Source organism: Planktothrix sp. PLAVEN19ND, from assembly GCF_057220675.1.
This window is the reverse complement of sequence record NZ_CM170132.1, coordinates 2,012,885-2,029,997: the sequence shown is the minus strand read 5'-3', so window position 1 is coordinate 2,029,997 and position 17,113 is coordinate 2,012,885. Positions and strand designations below refer to the sequence as shown.

Here is a 17,113-nt window from a genome sequence, read left to right as displayed (position 1 = left end):
AAGTCCAACTTCTAACATCAAGCGGTAGGGGCGAATGGCCATTCGCCCCTACTTGATTTAGGCAGATATTACTTTTCCATTTGTTGATGGGTAGTTAAAATGAAACTTGATTACGGATGTGTTCTAAATAAAATTTAGCCACTCGGTCAATGGGATTTAGGGCTAAACAAGATTCAAAGGCTTTAATTGATTCCTGATAATTTTCAATATTATAAAGAGAAACTGCTTCTTCAAATAGAGTTTTAGTCGCCAATTTTCCGGCCTTAATTTTAGGTAAATCGGCATCAAAAACTTCAAAAACAGACACCATTTCCGATTTCCCTTTCACATTAACCCGACCCATTAACCGAATGCCATAAAGACTAGGATCTTGTAACGCCTTTAACGTATATTCAGAAATTAATAAAGGCACACCAAAATATTTGGTTAGTCCTTCAATTCGAGAGGCTAAATTCACCGCATCGCTAATCACCGTACTATCCATGCGATTTTCTCCGCCCACGGTTCCCAACATTAAAGATCCCGTATTAATTCCAATTCCAATAGATACGGTTGGTCGGTCGGGTCGCCCCCGGTAACTATTATATTCCACCAGTTCTTGTAACATGGTAATTCCAGCTTTAATGGCATCATCTGCACCCCCATTAAATAACGCCATAATCGCATCACCAATATATTTATCAATAAACCCTTGATGTTGGGTAATTGCAGGTTCCATACGCGAAAGATAGGAGTTAATAAATTGGAAATTATCTTCCGGGGTCATCTTTTCTGAAAGGGCTGTAAAGTCTCGAATATCGGAAAATAAAATAGACATTTTATGTTGTACTCCTTCCCCTAATTTCACCTCGGCAATGCTGTTATAACCGAGGAGAGAGAGGAATTGTTGAGGCACAAAACGAGTGGCAGCTTCTGTTAATTCTAATTGAGTTTGCATGGCAACTTCTAAATTACTATTGACTTCAAAGAGTTCCTCAATAAACTGTTGTCGCTCAACTTCAGCTTTTTTCCGTTCCGTAATATCGGCAATAAATCCTTGGTAATAGAGTAAATTGCCATCGGGATTAAAGACAGGTTTAGCACTGGCAGAAATCCAAATTTTATGTCTATCCGCTCGATAAATTTGAAATTCAAAGTTAGAAACCGTTTCCTGTTCCTCCATTAAATTAATAAATTCTTGATGCCGTTCCGGTTGTACATATAAAGAATACCTAGAAGTATGTAGAATATCCATCAAGGCTTGGGGGGAATCATAACCATAAATCCGAGCCATGGCCGGATTAACATTAATATAAGAATGTTCAGGACTATATTGAAAAATTCCTTCTAAGGCATTTTCATAAATACTGCGATAGTTCTCCTCCGCAATTCTTAGGGCTTCTTCCGCTTGCCGACGTTCGGTAATATCAATTCCCACGGCAACGGAAGCCGAACCTTGCTGATATTTCTGCACCACAATTAAATAGTAACGCCGTTGATTATTTTGCATAATTGGCAGAATTTGGGAGGCTGAATGTTCAGGACTTGCCAGAAACTGATGCAGAAATTTAACATAGTCGGAACCCTGTTCAAAAAATCCGATTTTTTGACCTAAAATTTCTTCAGTTTCCAAACTTAAATTATCCGCTAGATGACGATTGACTCCTAAATAAATCCCCTCAGCATTCATCCAAGAAATTGAACCGGGTACGGCATTTAATACCGCTTCTAGCTGTTCCTTGGCAGCGGATAAAGCCTGTTTTGCCTGTTCTAAATCGGCATTTTTTGCTTCTAATTTAGCAAAGGATTCTTGCAGTTGCTCGGTCATGGTATTAAAAGAACTGGCTAAAATTTCAAGCTCTGTAATCCCTTTGGTTTCAATATGTTGATCCAGTTGACCTTGAGCAATTGCTTCCGATGCGCTGCTTAATTTCAAAATCGGTTGAGAAATCCAGCGGGAGGTAGCAATACCCGCTAAAATTGCGATCGCTAATGCCACTAAACATAAAATAATAGTCAAGCGATTATTGGCATTAATTTCATCCATAAAATCGCTTTCTGGAATCACAACTACAATTAACCAGTCCAGTCCCCGACCATCTTTAAAGGGTAAAACTTGAATAAATTTCCGTTGATTATTGAGTAGAAACTCCGTTTGTACAGGTTTATCTAAGCTGGCAAAACTGCCATATTGAGAAATAATTTGTTGAGTCGCGCCTCTAATTAAGGGATTTTGGCTATCGTTTGCCGGGAGGAGTTTGGCTTGCTTGCCTTCTCCGACGGTGAGGGTTTCATCGGTGGAACTCGAAAGTAACTGGCCAGTGTGATCGCTGACAAAGGCAATACCGGATTTTCCGATCGCTAACCTTGAAAGAAATTTGCGGAAATCATCGGGTAGTAAAACATCCGTGGCGCAAACCCCCAGCAGTTCGTCCGTCTCGGGATTATAAATCGGTTGACTGGCTGTAACCGTGGGTAAACCAGTGGAAAAGGCCAAATAGATATCACTCCAGACCGGACGCCCGGTTTTTTGGGCTTTTTGATACCAAGGGCGTTGTCGCGGGTCATAAACAGTCCCGCTATCCTTGTGTAATGTGGTGGGCCGTCCTTGACCATCAATATTGTAGAGATATAAATGTTGTCCCGTTTCAATGTTCGCCGTCCACAACCCCAAGGTATTATTTTCTAAAATCCTCACCGCCCCTAAAAATTCTCCTTGGGAGTTACCACAATAGATAGCGTACAGAAGGGGAGATATTTTCAATTGATCTAACAGGGGAAGCGCGCTGTCAACCGTTGTAACATCGAGTTCCCCGCGTGAAAATGCACGACTATTGAGTTGGTTAAGTCTGTAGGGGTTTTCAAAATAGCTTTTGAGTTCCTGTTCAATGCGGGCACTCAGTTCGCTACGCAGTTGAGAAGCCAGGGTATTGACGGCTTTTTGAGCATTTCTAAAGGAAAGATACCCGACCAATCCAACGGCGGCAACAATTTGAACAACAAATGTAACAACTAGGGTAGTTCGCAGGCGCACTTTAGGTCTAATGGGGGGAACGGGATCGGGCGCAGGGGGAGTGGATCTCATGGGTGATTGTTAGAATAATTGATCAGGGATCATAGCTTTATTCTTAATCCTGGGCTTTCCAAGAGATATTTTAGGCATAGTACCCTTAAGTTTGATTGACTATCTTTAATCATAACTGTCTGCAAGAGTTACAAATCATCATAATCCTGATCAAAAGTCAAACCCGCCTTGAAACAAATTCAAGGCGGGCAGACGGTTTAATAGAATTTTTCCATTAATCCTATAATTTTTTTTCTTAATTGGGATTGGTTGGGGGCTGTTCCGAATTATTATTAGTCACTGGTTCAACCTTTTTATCTTCGGTTTTAGATTGGGCTTCTTTCCCTGGTTGGGCTGGGGCGATCGCTACATTAACTACAACCCCCGTTACCCCTTTAATTTCTTTTGCTAAGGGATCAATGCGGTCATATTGGGGTTGGTTTGGCACTGTTCCAGCCACCGTTACCACTCCATCTTTAGCTGTAACTGTGAGTTGACTCGCAGGTAAATTCGCCTCTAGTTTAGAGCGCACCTCATTCTCTAAATCACTATCGGCTCGAATTGCATCACCACCGGTCAAATTATTCCGTTGTTCCCGCGCCCGAATATCTTCATTAAGCTGACGTTGCCGCAGGTCACTTTTGGCATCTTTCTGAACGGCTTGGGCCGTTTCTACCGTGGGGGTTTCTGCGGTTTGGTTCGACCCACTTGGTGCACCCGTACTGGTTTTAGCGACATTTCCGCAGGCTATAGTGCTCAGTAGTAAAGCACTACCGATGAGTAAAGCGGTTAATTTTTTCATGATGGAAACTCCTAAACAAAAATATAAAGTAGGGAACACCGGAACCATAAGAGTTCACCCAGTTCTGCTGTTCCCAATTCGGCCATTAATCGCTTTTAAACAGGGAAATTAGTGCGATCGCGACCAAGGGACGTTAATGGTTTTGTTGGGCGAGTTTCTATTAGCGGAACTTCGGTTTGATCATAGACGTGCCATTGTTCAATTTTATGATTGCGGAAAATCGGCGCCGCCCGTTGAACTTCATCTTTTGTACCACTGACCAGCACAACGAAATCACCCCGATCTAGGCGATCGTTATAGATTTTGGTATGTTCAGTGGAGATACCGTCTCCCATGCCATCAAAGCGATCGCTCATTTCAATATCTGCAAACCCTTGGGATTTCGGTTGATGAGAGACTAAACGAATCTGACGTAAGGGGAAACCTGTACTTCTTAAATCGGTAATCGCCCGTTCGGTATCCTGTGGATTGGAGAATACACCCATCGCCAGTTTATTGCCGTTGGTATGCAGGGAATGATCTGGAGCAGAGAAAGTAATATCTCGGTTGAGGTGTTCCGGGGACATCGAAGCCAGACCGGGGGCATCATAAACCCTGTATTCCCGAATATTATGGGTTTGTAAAATTTGGTGGGCGCGGGCAAGATCCGCCTCGTTGCCATCAACAATAATTAAATATTCACCGCGACCGATGCAGTCGTTATAGATTTTGGCATCTGCTTCGGGAATTCCCAGGCCAATCAATCCCCCTAATAACCCTCCGGTGGCAACCCCAATGGCTGTCCCGGCTAAGGTTGTTGCGATCGCTGTAGTAGCGGCTCCTGCTAACATAATCGGGCCAACTCCCGGGATGGCAATACTGCCTAAACCGACTAATAACCCCGTCAATCCACCCAAAACCCCCCCTGTGGTCACTCCCAAGACTGCCCCTTCTTCGGCTTTATTATCAACTCGGTTGGCAACGTGATCCTTGGAAACGGAATCACTGACATCGGCCCCAGCAATTTCCTCGTCATGAATCGCGTCTTTTGTCATCACGGAAACCTGATTCATCGGAAAACCAGAGTCTCTTAAGGCATAAAGAGCTTCTTCCGCCGTACTCCGGTTAGGAAACACACCTACGGCACGCTGATTTTTAGTCGCTACAGAATTAGATTGACTAATGACCATAATATTCTTCCTTGAAAATATCTTAATTTGTTTTTTTGGCTTCAACAAGATCGACTCAAATTATTAAGTCTTAGTGCGAAAGTAAGATGATAAATTTCGTCATCCTGATCAACACTATGATTTTTTAAGTTATCTCATCTCCTCAAGACGATCTGAGGTTTACAGATATTTACTCACGAGTTTTAACTTCCATAATCACTACGTTAACGAGGTCAAAAATATTTTTCCTCTGTCTTTAGAGACAAGTTTTTTTCAGTCATCAGTGATCACTGATGACTGATTATTAAGTTATATCTAAAGAACGATGATTTTCCTGATCATTTGTTTTAGAATGGGAAAGTGTGTATTAACTCTATTCAAACAAAACACCGAAAATCTTAGGTAATTCAAGAAAATGCAACACAATAAACTCCCTAACGATTCCCTGTGGTTTAAAGATGCCATTATTTATGAAGTTCCAGTTCGCGCCTTTGCTGATAGTAATGGGGATGGAATTGGAGATTTTATTGGATTAACGGAAAAATTAGATTATTTACAGGATTTAGGAGTAACAGCCCTCTGGATTCTGCCGTTTTTTCCTTCCCCCTTGCGAGATGATGGTTATGATATTGCCGACTATATTAATGTTAATGGAATTTATGGGAATTTAGAAGATTTTAAAACCTTTTTAAATGCTGCCCACGATCGCGGAATTCGCGTGATTGTCGAATTAGTGATTAATCATACCTCCGATCAACATCCCTGGTTTCAACGGGCAAGATTAGCCCCCAAAGGCAGTAAAGAACGGGATTTTTATGTCTGGAGTGATACCCCAGAAAAATATCCAGAAGTCCGAATTATTTTCCAAGATTTTGAAACCTCAAATTGGGCTTGGGATAGTGTGGCAAAAGCCTACTATTGGCATCGGTTTTATGCCCATCAACCCGATTTGAATTATGAAAACCCAGAAGTGATCACCGCCATTTTAGAAGTCTTAGATTTCTGGATGGAAATGGGGGTGGATGGAATGCGACTCGATGCTATTCCTTATATTTTTGAACGGGAGGGTACCAACTGTGAAAACCTACCTGAAACCCATCAACTGTTAAAACAATTACGCAGTTATTTAGACACAAATTATGCTAACCGAATTTTCCTCGCAGAAGCCAACCAATGGCCGGAGGATGCGGCGGCTTATTATGGTGATGGGAATGAATGTCACCTGAATTTTCACTTCCCCTTAATGCCTCGATTATTTATGGCATTACGGATGGAAGATAGCTTTCCAATTATTGATATTTTAAATCAAACCCCCGCAATTCCTGATAACTGTCAATGGGCATTATTTTTAAGGAATCATGATGAATTAACCTTAGAAATGGTAACCGATGAAGATCGGGATTATATGTATAAAGTTTATGCTCAAGATCCCCAAGCTAGAATTAATTTAGGTATTCGGCGTCGTCTCGCACCCTTACTCGGAAATGATCGCCGTCAGATTGAATTAATGAATAGTTTATTACTCTCCTTACCCGGAACTCCCGTACTTTATTACGGGGATGAAATTGGCATGGGAGATAATATTTATATTGGCGATCGCAATGGCGTTAGAACCCCCATGCAATGGAGTCCCGATCGCAATGCTGGGTTTAGTCGGGCGAATCCACAAAAACTCTATTTACCCTTAATTTTTGATTCTGAATACGATTATAAAGCCGTTAACGTCGAATCCCAAAGTAGTAATCCTAATTCCTTTTTATCCTGGATGAAACGGATAATTGCTATGCGAAAACGGTTTCAAGCCTTTGGACGGGGAACCTTTGAAATCTTACATTCAGAAAACCGGAAAGTTCTGGTTTTTACCCGCACTTATCAGGGAGAACATCTGTTAATTGTGGCTAATTTATCTCGATTTGTACAATCGGTGAATTTAGATTTATCCGCCTTTAAAGGCATGGTTCCCGTGGAGATTTTTGGCCGAACAGAATTTCCTAAAATTAGCGATTCTTCCTATTTTATCAGTTTATCTCCCCATGGGTTTTACTGGTTTATGCTCCAGTTTGATCCAAAAGTCGCTTTATTACCGCGACCTCAAGCCCAATTACCCACTTTTATTGTTCAAAATAATTGGCAAGAAATTCTCACCCAACCCAACCTAAAAACCCGCCTAGAATCTATTTTACCCGCCTATATCTATCGCTGTCGCTGGTTTCTTTCTAAATCTCGCATTCTCCAATCTGTAAAGATTACAGAATCCATTCCTATTCCCTATAAAGACAGTCAAGCAATTATTGTTTTATTGCAAGTAGAATATACAGAAGGATTCCCAGAAATCTATCTTGTTCCTTTAGCCTATGCGGGGGATAAATTAGCAGAAACTCTGAAAATAGAAACCCCTCAATTCATCTTAGCAACGGTACAACAGAATACAGAAACCGGAATTTTATTAGAAGTAGGACAGAATCTTGACTTTTTAAGTTTACCCTTAAAAATGATTATCAATTCTGACCGTTATGCGGGTCGATCGGGTAATTTAATTGCCACCACAACGGAAGTCTTAAAACAACAGGATTTAGAGCAGAAATTAGATCCTCATTTATTAAAAGAGGAGTATGATAATTCCTTTGTAATTTATGGCGATCGCTTCCTGTTTAAACTATTTCGTCGAGTAGAAGAAGGTATCCATCCCGAGTTAGAAGTCCGTAAATTTTTAGAACAAAAACAACAATTAGGATACACAACGCCATTATTAGGGGGATTAGAATATCGTCGTCATCGAGGAGAATCCCTCACTTTAGGGGTTCTGCAAGGGTATATTCCCAATGCCATTAATGGTTGGAATTATACCTTAGATAGTCTGCGAGATTACTTTGATCGAGTCATCCTACAACCCAGTCAAGATTTAGAGATTTTATCTACATCCGGTTCATTCTTTGACCTCTATCAACAACCCATTCCTGAAGACGTTTTACTCCTGATTGGTTCCTATTTAACCAGTGCCGAACTGTTGGGAAAACGCACCGCCGAATTTCATATTGTTCTATCAAGTGATCCCCATAATTCTAATTTTGCCCCGGAACCCTTTTCTACCTTTTATCAACGCTCAATTTATCAATATTCTCGCAATTTAACCGGGCAAGTCCTGTTAAAATTCAGGAAACAACTACACACCTTACCCTCGGAACTTCAACCCCTTGCCCAACATATTTTGAACAATCAAAACTATATTTTAGGTCGGTTTCAAAGCCTATTAAATTTAAAAATTACCGCCCTAAGAACCCGATGTCATGGCAACTATTCCTTATATGATGTTTTGTATACGGGTAAAGAGTTTCTGATCATTGATTTTGAGGGAGAATCCTATCGGTCACTCAGTGAAAGACGGATGAAACGTTCCCCCCTGCGAGACGTCGCGGGAATGTTACAATCCTTTGATTTTGCTACCCGTTTTGCCCTGCGAGAAGAAGTTAATAATGGGATGATTCGCCCGGAGAATTTAGCCCAGATGGAACAGTGGAGCAAATTATGGTCAAACTGGGTTAGTGCGGCTTTCTTGAATAGTTATTTAGAAACCGCATCCCCAGATCGATTTTTGCCCCAAGGAAAACAGGAACTTAACGTTTTATTAGATTGTTATTTGTTAGAAAGAACCATTCAAGAATTGGGCTACCATTTAGATTATCGTCCCGAATTATTAGATATTTCTCTCAAGCGATTAGTCTCCAGTCTTCACTAGGTTATAGGAGGGAATGGGCAAAGCCAAAGAAACCGGGTTTCTAATCAGGGACTGTTGGTAAATAGATATTGATAGAAACCCGGTTTCTGACTTTTGGGGCGGTTCAGTTGTGGATAATGAGGTATAATAGAAGCCAAAGTCAGGCTGAAAATCAACTTTAACAAAAATAATAACTCACCCATGGTAACTACCTATCGTTTAAAAGCTAGTGAACTCGATCAGAGCTTTTTAGAAAGATTAAAAGCCACTTATGGAGATCAAGAAATAGAAATCAGCGTTTCTAACTTAACAACACAACTAGAAGCGATGGCAAACGATCTATCTATTCAAGCTGAGATTCAGCAAATAGAACAGGAATTTAAAATAACTGAAATGGATGGTTTAACTGATTTATGACTATTCAAAGAGGCGAGATTTATTTTGTTAATCTTAACCCTGTTCAGGGCAGAGAACAAGCAGGACAAAGACCTGTGTTAATTTTATCAATTGATTCTATTAACCAACTACCCTTAGTTATTACTGTAATTGTAGGAACAAAAGGTGAAAATATCACCCGTGACTTTCCCACTAATGTGCGTGTTTCTTCTTCTGAAAGTGGATTGCCCATGGAGACTGTTTTTTTATGTTTTCAAATCCGTTCTTTGGATAAAAATCGTTTTCCTGATTCTCCAGCAGGACGAATTTCTGAAACTAAAATGGCAGAACTTGAGACATCAATTCGTTATTGTTTAGGGTTATAGAAATTCACTTAACCATCTTGATACTGTCGTTCTATATTTTCTTACTAAAGATGCGTGCGATCTTTCCTGTATTTTCTACTTGCTTCGTCTTCAGCCAATATCATATCTGTATTCTTTCCATTACCCATTACCCACTATTGATTGTTTTGAGTGGGTTGATGTTGGGGAAAACGAGGAATTTTAACCTGACTCCAATCCACCATAAACGCTAAAATAATTGCTGTCGCCGTTACCATTCCTGCAATCATAGAAGCAGCAATTTTTAACCGACTATAGGGACGTGCTCCTTGCACTTCTCCCGTGCGAGCATTCACTAAAACTTGATATTTTTGATTTCGATAATCATAGGAACAGAGCCAAACTGGAAGCAAAATTGGTTTAAAAGCAATATCTTCATATTCAGTTGAAATATGATCAACTTTTTGTTCATCGCCACCAATATGACAGCGCACATCTTGATGAATTTGACCCGCCATAATCTGCTTGGCCTGTTCAAATCCCTCTTTTAAACTCATTTGGGGACGTTGGGCTTCAAATCCCGCTAAATAAGATGAATTATAGGGTTTCAAAGATTGTTTTAACTCCCAAGGTTCTAAGCCGTTTAAATAGGCAGTATCGACCGATTTTGTAGCCGCCACTAAAACATCATCAAACCAGCGATTGACCCGCCCCGATGCCGGACACCATCGGGTATGTCTGACCTGCCGGGTGCGTTCTTCCTCCTGTTGTTTTCCCTCGGAATCTGTGACCGTAACCCTGTAGGTTTCCGTGACATAATAATAGTCTCCCCGTTCCCCCCGATAGTCACTGGTGGTGTTAGTATCGTAAGTCCAAAAGGGTAAATAAATCCCATGAATTTTTTCCTGTTGTGCCAAGTATTTCAAAGCAGACGGAGCAAACCAGCGACTTTTAATCCACTTTTGAATTTCATTTCGCGCCTGTTTTCCTGTGATTTGAAAGGGAATAATTCCCTCGGGAATCACCGTAGGATTAGCTGCTTGCGGTTGGGTAATTAAAGCGGTATTACAAAACGGACAATTTTTAGCTACCGAGGAGGGTTCAAACAAAATATTGGCCCCACATCCGGTACATTTGACCTCTAAGGCCGTTTCCGATAAGCTCGCAACCGGGGTAGAGTCCCATTGCAAAGAATCGGTATAGGAGCGTTCTTGCGCCCCTGTGCCCGTCTCTGGAATTTCCTCCATCGACCCACAATAACTACATTTGAGTTTTCCCCCCGTCGGGTTAAACTCCATCGGTGCACCACAACTCGGACAGGGAAAATTTTGGATTGATGCCGGGGTGTTCATAAACTGTTCTATAACGCTGGCGGAGGCGGAGGCGGCAAGATGGGGGCTAATTCTGGAATTTGGGCCGCGGCCGTCCAACCTGGGAGTCCCGAATGCCAAACCAGGGTATCGCGTGTTAGTCCCTGCTGGCGCAGTTGGTCTGGGGTCAATGGCCCAACGGGTTGACCATTCTGGGCAATAAACCATTGAATGATGGGGGGAGGAGGAGCAGAAGCCGGGGTATTAAACGTGTTATTTAACTTTTGTGCCATGGCCATTCCTACCCCAAATTCTAAACCCATGTTACCCGAACCTGGATTTTTCGCTGATTCTTCAATGGCATTGGCGGCTTGATATTGGGCATAGTCTTGCAGATTGCCTAAAATTCCCATCGAAGACCGTTTATCAATGGCTTCTTCAACGCTCGGAGGAACCGAAACATTTTCAATATATAACCCGGTAAGTTCGACCCCGATTTCTTGCATTTGGGGTTGAATTCCTTGACGCACTTGTTCGCCAAAATCTGCATAATGGGAGGCAAAATTTAACAGGGGAATTTGAGCTTTTCCTAACCAAGAGGCAAACTCTGTGATGATAATATTACGGAGATGATCTTGAACTTCATCAACTTGAAATAACCCATCTGTACTGACTAGGGTTTTTAATAAATTTCCCGGTTCATTAACCCGAATACTATAGTTTCCATAGGCACGAATCCGCACGGCTCCAAAGTCTGCATCTCTCATGGGAATGGGGTTAGACGTTCCCCATTTTAAGTTAGTAAAGGTTTTTGTATTGACAAAATAAACTTCCGCTTTATAGGGAGAATTAAACCCATAGGGCCAGGCTTTGAGGGTACTTAAAATGGGTAAGTTTTTGGTATAAAGTTCGTAGGTTCCGGGTTGAAAAATATCAGCTATTTGCCCTTCATTCACAAAAATAGCTTGTTGTCCCGGTCGGACAATGAGTTTCGCTCCCTGTTTGATTTCGTTATTATGGCGCTGAAAACGGTAAATTATTGTATCATTCGTAGAGTCAAGCCATTCGATAACGTCAATGAATTGACCTAAAATATTATCAAATAATCCCATGGATTTACCTCAATTTTGTCAGTACAAACTGCTGATTATTCTATTATAGCAATCCTATTTGAGTTCTAAGAACTATTACCCATCAGTCATCAGTTGTAGGGGCGGGTTCATCAAGATTTAAGTGATTAACAAAGATCTAAAAAAACCCGCCCGTACCAGTTTATTAACCATTCCCTTAATTCTCTAAAGATAAACTTCCCAATAAAGCCACGGGAAACACTGTTAAAATATCTCCGATATTCAAGGAATGATTGCCTTTAATCCGTTGATTTGTAATTGTCTCTTTCCAATCATTTGTCCAATCTTCCGGTAATTTAATCGCCGTATCTTTCCAAATATTATTTCCTAAAGGAAACTGTTTGGGTTCAACTAAACTTGTTAAAAATCGGGGGACAATGGTAATTATAATCGTCTGACCATAGGTGCGACCAAAGGCTAAAATATGTTCTCCATAGTCTCCGGTTATTTCTAAGGGAATGTAAGTCCCCTGTTGATAAACTTCCAGATATTGTTGACGGATGGCTAACGCTTGAGTTGTTAAAAATAACTTAATTCTTCCATCTTCTGGTGTTTGTTTTAACTCCTCAATTAAAGATAAAATATTTTTCTGAGAACGGGTTTTAATTTCCTTGAGATATTCCATCCGTTTTTGATAATCAACGGGACGACGATTATCCGGGTCAACTAAACTAAAATCCCAAAGTTCTGTTCCTTGATAAAAGTCGGGTAAACCCGGGCTCGTGATTTTAATTAAGGTTTGGGAGAGAGAATTAAAGATTCCATAAAAGGCTATTTTTTGTTGAAAAGTTCTGAACTGTTGTAAAAAATTATTGTCCTGAGAAGGATTTAAAATTTTATCAATAAAAGCTAGATAACCTTCCTCATAAACTGAGTCAGGACGTAACCAAGCTGTATGAAATTTCGCTTCTCGGACGGCTTTAATCGCAAACTGTTTGACCCGTTCTACAAATTGGGGATATTCAACTTCATCAAAGGGGTAAGAAACCGATTAAATTTTGATACAAGAAATATTCATCATTTCCATCAGGAATAATCCGTCCATCGGTTTCGGTTTTCTGGTTACGGTTTAACGCCATCCAAGTTCTAACTTGGGCTTCCCATTCATCCGGGATTTCAGAAATGACGTTTAAGCGAGCGCGTAAATCTTCGCTGCGTTTTGTATCATGGGTGGAGGTGGTATTCAGGGTATGGGGCCAACTTTTTGCCCGTTTTTTATTAAATTGATGCAGGGTATCGGGACTAATTCCAAAGTGATTGGGTGCGCCACCCACTTCATTTAAAGAAACAAAACGGTTATAAACATAAAATAGGGTATCTTCCACTCCTTTTGCGGTTAATGGCCCAGAAAACTGTTGAAATTTCATCACAAAATGCAACCATAACCGTTTGTTTTCTTCGCTTAAATAGGGGTCGTATTCTAGTAAGAGAAACTTTTCAATTAAATTGAGTTCATTAATCAGTTCAGGATGTTTTCCTTTAGCTTCTTGAACTGCAAATTGAACATAATGTCGATCGGCTTCGCTGATTTGTCCTTCCTTAATATAGGTTCGATAGACTGGAAAGCGGACTAATACTTCTAAAATAGCGGTTTGTAATCCATGTAGGGTTAAGTCTCGTCCGTAACGATATTGACCTGCAATTTGTTTGAGTAATTGGGCTAAATTATCGGCATCTCCGGCTAAGTTACGATTGGCAATTAAGCGTTTTTTGTTAATTAATAGTTGTTTAAAGGATACGGCTAAACCCGTTGCATCTCGATAAATTTGGCTAAACCGGTCTTCATTTTTGCTCTGACAAAATAAACTATTAACATAAATTAAAAATTCATAACCGGAGGTTCCCTCAATCGGCCATTGGATGGGTAAGTCTTCCTCAATTTCTAAAATTTTCTCGACGGTTAGATAAATATTTCCGGCTTTTTCTCGAATAGATTGTAAGTATTGCAGGGGGTTATAGAGTCCATCAATATGATCAATTCTAAGTCCGGTAAATTTTCCCGACCTGACTAATTTAAAAATTAGATCATGGGTTTTATTAAATACTTTTTCATCTTCTACCTTGACACTAATTAACTCATTGACGGTAAAGAAGCGTCGATAGTTTAATTCTTCCGCACCGACTTTCCAATAGGATAATCGAAAAATTTGTTCAGATAATAGTTTATCTAAAAAGTTAAAACTTTCAGTATCTCCGGTTTCCCCATTCAAATATTGAATATTTTCATCAATAATTTTTTTGATATCGGCGTTTTCTTGATACAATCCCCAGAGTAATCCTTTAGCAAATAAGGCTTGCGATCGCCGATCTTGACTTGAGGTTTCATTGGGAATATTTTTAAGAACATAAAGCACCCCTAAAAGTTTAATGACATTCGGGTGTCTTCGTCCTAATCTTTCTTCTAATTCTTTCAGGCGATGACTGACTAAATAAGTATAGGATTCAATTTTTAAGGGGAATTTTAGATTATAATAATTTACACATAATTCTTCTTCTTCATAGGAAATTGTTAATTCTCTATTCTCTAAACAATTACCATAAAAATCTCCTAATAAGGGAGCTAAAACACGACTTTTTAGATCGGAATCAGGATGTTTCCAATCAATATCAAAAAAATCTAAATAATCGGAATCAGAACCATATTGAAAGATATCGGTTAAATATTTATTCTGACTATCATAGGCCATGTGGTTAGGAACAATATCCTGTAACCATCCCATCCCCTGATTTTTAATTTTTTCCATTAATTGATCAAAGTCTTCGGGGGTTCCTAGTTCGGGGTTCAGTTGATTTTGATCAACAATATCATAGCCATGGGTACTTCCAATTCTGGCTTTAAAAATGGGAGACGCATACAGGTCGGAAATTCCCAATTCATGCAAATAATTAATAATTGCTTGAGCCTGATTAAATGGGAAATCGCTATTAAACTGAATGCGATAGGTAGCTACAGGAATTCTCATAGTGATTTTGAGATAAAATTATAGAGAACACTTTGATTTTAGCCTCGATTTTTCATTTTGGTTATCTATCTAAAGATTGAAAATGTTGTTTTAGCTTATAAATTTCAAATATGATTAGATTTTTTCACCCTTGCCATATTAGAGATAATCTTGGCTTTCTTAATTTTTTGCGCTAGTCAAGCAATATCTACATAGGTATAACTTGCAACTTGCATTAATTAATAAATTAAGTTACTAATGAAGTTATAGCCAGACAAGTGGAGTCAAATGTCATTAAAATCACAAAGTTGGTCTTCTTTGACGGGAATTCAGCATGAACTAGAAGTATTGCTAATTTGTGCGAACACCCAGATAAACGCAGAAAGCAGGCAAAGGTTGAAAACTTTACTGCAAGAAACTATAGATTGGGTAGAGTTGGTACAGATGGCGAATCAGCATAAGGTGATGCCACTTTTGTACTCAAACCTGAACGCAATTTGTCCAGAACTTGTTCCCAAGCCAATTTTGACAAAGTTACGAATAGAGTTTCAGTTTAATACTCGCAAAAGCCTTTTATTGAGTGGTGAACTGGTCAGATTGTTGAATTTGTTTGAAACCCAAGGAATCCCACTTCTTCCGTTTAAAGGGCCTGTATTAGCGGCGACGGCTTATGGTAATTTGCTACTGCGACAGTTCAGCGATTTAGATATTCTAATTCATACTCCAGATATTGAACGGTCAAAAGCCCTGTTTTTATCTGAGGGATATCAAATGAAAATTGAGCGCGTCGAACTAACACCGGAACAGGAAAAAGTGTTTTTGCAATCGGATCAAATCTATCAATTTGTCCGCGAAGCTGCTTACCCATTTCTTCACCCCCAGAAAGAAATATTGGTAGAACTTCACTGGGGAATTATGCCCAAGTATTTTTCTTTTCCCATTGATGATCAGGGGTTATGGGAGAACTTAGATTCTGTTGTGATTGCGGGGAAAACGATACCCAATCTATCGCCAGAAAATGCAGTATTAGCAATTACAGGACACGGAACAAAAGAGTGTTGGACACAGCTTGCTCGGATCTGCGATTTAGCTGAATATATTCGCTCTCATCCCCAATTAGATTGGGCAAAATTAATCGAGAAAGCGACGGAAAAAGGCGGTCAACGAATGTTGTTTTTAGGTTTAACCCTTGCTGATCATCTGTTAGGAACAATTATACCCCAGGATATCCTACAAAAAATACAAGCCGATCCAGAAGTAGAATCCCTAACTGATCAAGTATACAAACAGCTTTGTTATTCTGTTGATAGTTCGTTTAAAGATGGTTCAACCACCCGCTTTCATCTCAAGGTGAGAGAACGATTTCAAGATCGGGTACGATACTTTTTGAAGGTTGCAATTACACCAACAACGACCGATTGGTTGGTACTCCCCTTAGCAAAATTTCCCGCTTTTATTTACTATCTACTGCGACCCCTGCGATTAATAATAGAGCAGGTTGTCAAAAGGGTTAAGAAATAACTGAACATTGTTTCAATTTCCTAAAAGTTTTTTGGGGTGTCATCTACTCCCTTCTTACAATAGAGATTTTGATCCTTTAACTCTTTAAAGGATAGTAACACTATGGCTTTTTAATTGAGTCAGAATAAACAAGATTTTTTTGCGAATCGAATCTCAAATTCCCGGAAAATAAACTTGACATATATCTAAGGATAGATTAAAATCAATGGAAATCAAATATAAATAAGTTAATCCACCCAAAAACTAGATCAGAAATGATGAACCCAGACGAAAAATTTAATGCTAATACTCCCAAAGTTGTTCATGAAAGTATTGATGGTGAAGTCGTCGTTGTCAACTTGGAACAGGGAGATTATTTTAGTTTAGTTAAAGTCGGTGCAGATATTTGGGACGGTTTGATTAGAGGTCTTTCCAGAGGGGATATTGTATCAGAAATCATTCAGCGCTATGAGGGCGATCGCACCATTATTGAAAATGCCGTTAATCATTTTATCGAACAATTACAACAGGAAGAACTGATTGTTCCCCATACAGGAGATGCGGTAGACAGCCAAAACAACCCTAACGATCCAACTCCAACCATTACAAACTTAGAAAAATTAAAATTTGAACCTCCCGGCTTACAGAAATATACGGACATGGAAGAATTACTGGCTTTAGATCCTATCCATGAAGTTGACGAGCAAATCGGTTGGCCGAGTGCTAAAGTTGAAGTTTAATTCCTTCAAAAAAGGGAGGAAAAACTCCTCCCAATTGTTTTATAATTATCGCTGAGTCCCAAAA

General features: G+C 39.8%; 10 protein-coding genes and 1 pseudogene. 5 read left to right on the top strand and 6 right to left on the bottom strand.

The features are described from left to right. Positions 1–94 precede the first annotated feature (94 nt). From AC2D3N_RS08600 to AC2D3N_RS08590, 3 genes are all read right to left on the bottom strand, one after another. Positions 95–3,064 (bottom strand): PAS domain S-box protein, encoded by a 2,970-nt coding sequence (locus AC2D3N_RS08600; protein ID WP_484693364.1) that lies wholly within the window; start codon positions 3,062–3,064, stop codon positions 95–97. Between the two features lie 235 nt (positions 3,065–3,299). Further along, positions 3,300–3,845 (bottom strand): BON domain-containing protein, encoded by a 546-nt coding sequence (locus AC2D3N_RS08595; protein ID WP_484693363.1) that lies wholly within the window; start codon positions 3,843–3,845, stop codon positions 3,300–3,302. Between the two features lie 95 nt (positions 3,846–3,940). Further along, positions 3,941–5,014, bottom strand: a complete 1,074-nt coding sequence (locus tag AC2D3N_RS08590; RefSeq protein WP_079676804.1) for a hypothetical protein — start codon at positions 5,012–5,014, stop codon at positions 3,941–3,943. A gap of 394 nt (positions 5,015–5,408) precedes the next feature. Here AC2D3N_RS08590 and treS point away from each other — a divergent pair, with 394 nt between their 5' ends. The 3 genes from treS to AC2D3N_RS08575 all read left to right on the top strand — a co-directional run bounded on the left by treS (position 5,409) and on the right by AC2D3N_RS08575 (position 9,469). Further along, positions 5,409–8,729: a maltose alpha-D-glucosyltransferase gene (gene treS, locus AC2D3N_RS08585; protein ID WP_484693362.1), complete on the top strand. Its 3,321-nt coding sequence runs from the start codon at positions 5,409–5,411 to the stop codon at positions 8,727–8,729. A 180-nt stretch (positions 8,730–8,909) separates the two neighbouring features. Further along, the gene (locus tag AC2D3N_RS08580) at positions 8,910–9,125 is read left to right on the top strand and encodes a hypothetical protein (protein ID WP_079676806.1); all 216 of its coding nucleotides are present in this window, start codon (positions 8,910–8,912) and stop codon (positions 9,123–9,125) included. Beyond that, complete coding sequence (locus AC2D3N_RS08575; protein WP_079676807.1) at positions 9,122–9,469, top strand: type II toxin-antitoxin system PemK/MazF family toxin; 348 nt, start codon at positions 9,122–9,124, stop codon at positions 9,467–9,469. Before AC2D3N_RS08580 ends, AC2D3N_RS08575 begins: the two co-directional genes overlap by 4 nt. 134 nt (positions 9,470–9,603) lie before the next feature. Here AC2D3N_RS08575 and AC2D3N_RS08570 read toward each other — a convergent pair whose 3' ends face one another. From AC2D3N_RS08570 to treY, 3 genes and pseudogenes are all read right to left on the bottom strand, one after another. Beyond that, the gene (locus AC2D3N_RS08570) at positions 9,604–10,779 is read right to left on the bottom strand and encodes a TFIIB-type zinc ribbon-containing protein (RefSeq protein ID WP_484693361.1); all 1,176 of its coding nucleotides are present in this window, start codon (positions 10,777–10,779) and stop codon (positions 9,604–9,606) included. Positions 10,780–10,787: 8 nt separating this feature from the next. Further along, positions 10,788–11,849 (bottom strand): SPFH domain-containing protein, encoded by a 1,062-nt coding sequence (locus AC2D3N_RS08565; RefSeq protein WP_484693360.1) that lies wholly within the window; start codon positions 11,847–11,849, stop codon positions 10,788–10,790. Positions 11,850–12,024: 175 nt separating this feature from the next. After that, positions 12,025–14,830, bottom strand: a pseudogene (treY, locus tag AC2D3N_RS08560) (malto-oligosyltrehalose synthase). A 267-nt stretch (positions 14,831–15,097) separates the two neighbouring features. On the opposite strand from treY, the gene AC2D3N_RS08555 reads away from it, so the two are divergent. Together AC2D3N_RS08555 and AC2D3N_RS08550 are read left to right on the top strand one after the other, a co-directional pair. After that, the gene (locus AC2D3N_RS08555) at positions 15,098–16,330 is read left to right on the top strand and encodes a nucleotidyltransferase domain-containing protein (protein WP_079676816.1); all 1,233 of its coding nucleotides are present in this window, start codon (positions 15,098–15,100) and stop codon (positions 16,328–16,330) included. Between the two features lie 254 nt (positions 16,331–16,584). Continuing rightward, complete coding sequence (locus tag AC2D3N_RS08550; protein ID WP_484693359.1) at positions 16,585–17,049, top strand: PqqD family protein; 465 nt, start codon at positions 16,585–16,587, stop codon at positions 17,047–17,049. Positions 17,050–17,113: the final 64 nt, after the last annotated feature.